Annotated in this window: 1 protein-coding gene; it reads right to left on the reverse strand. The window is 37.7% G+C overall.

Features of this window, described 5'->3' with window-relative positions:
- Positions 1–134: 134 nt before the first annotated feature.
- Entirely contained in the window at positions 135–1,253 is a 1,119-nt protein-coding gene (locus tag ACIFOT_RS00005) for an IS110 family transposase (RefSeq protein ID WP_430060312.1), read from the reverse strand.
- Between the last annotated feature and the right edge of the window lie 120 nt (positions 1,254–1,373).

The raw sequence follows: 1,373 nt of genomic DNA on the forward strand, positions 1-1,373 counted from the left end.
TTAAAACGTGAGTTAGCCTATTTAGGCATATCACAAGTACATTTCGTGGTTTCTCCTTACCGGTTTTTACCTTTGCCTCCGAGCCCTATGTTCCGACTTTTAAATAATATTGAAATTCATTTTAATCGAAATTATTATTTTATAATGGAGATGTTATTTTCAACCTCTTGAGTTACTGCCCAGATAAATCCAGCTAATTCTCTTGCAACGGCTGTTATTGCTTTTCCAAATGACTTTCCACGTGATAGTAAACGAAAATATTTTTTATGAAGTCGATTTTGAGCTTTCCATGAGATCATTTGAACATTAGGCAATTGTCCTTCCAATCTTTTCTTCAAATCTCCCTTTATTGCAGGCGGAAATCGATAACTCCAGGCTGCTTCTACAAGCAAGCGACGAACATGACGATTGCCTGTTTTTGTAATATTACCTTGCCTTCTGGTTTCACCACTAGAGCTTTCACTTGGAATTAACCCAAAGTAAGACATTATTTTTTTGGGAGAAACAAATCTTTTGAAGGATCCTATCTCAGCCACAAGACTAGTAGCTGTAATCAAAGCTATTCCCCTTAATGATTGGAGTGCTTGAATCATTGGCGCATGGTAACCTTTGGTTGATTGTAATTTAATTTCTTCCTCAAATCGTTTTACCCTTTGCTCAATTTCTTCTAGATGGTGTAGATACTCCTGAAAAACTACTTTAGATGTAGAACGCTCAAACTTTAAGGTGTTTAACCATTCGCGATATCTACGAGTCCACTTTTTTCCTCTAAAAGGGGGGTGAATATCATTTCGCAAAAGGAATTTCGATAATCTATGTTTGGCTCTTAATTCGTCTTCTTTGGCATCTTCACGAGCTCGAACTAGATCCCGAAGGGCTTCGTCATCTTCTGTTGGCACATAAACAGAGGTTAATTCGCCGGCACGAAATAACTTTGCAAGTTTAATCGAATCCCTACGGTCAGTTTTGATGCGCTCACCTGGTTTCTTAGGGATTAAAGATGGAGCGATTACTTCACACTCAATTCCTAGAGTAAGAAAAAGTCGATGTAAACCATAGCCAGTTGGACCAGCTTCATAGCACACTCGAAGATTCTCTTTTTCTCCAAGTTTTTTTACTAACTTTCTAATGGATTCCGGAGTGTTAGGAATCATTCCCCAATACCTTGGCTCATCACGACCTTCATCTGCAATGGCAACGGCAATTCTTTCTTTTGAAACGTCTAAACCTACATATTTTATGGTATCCTTCATAATAACTAGCTCCTTTCGTAATGTAGCTCTGATTTGGTTTGTTTTTTTTCAATAAACAGTCTAACCAAATTAACCTACGGTGTTACGAGTAAGGAGCTAGTTTCGTTCATGATAACTTAA

It is taken from the genome of Neobacillus sp. NRS-1170, assembly GCF_050468025.1.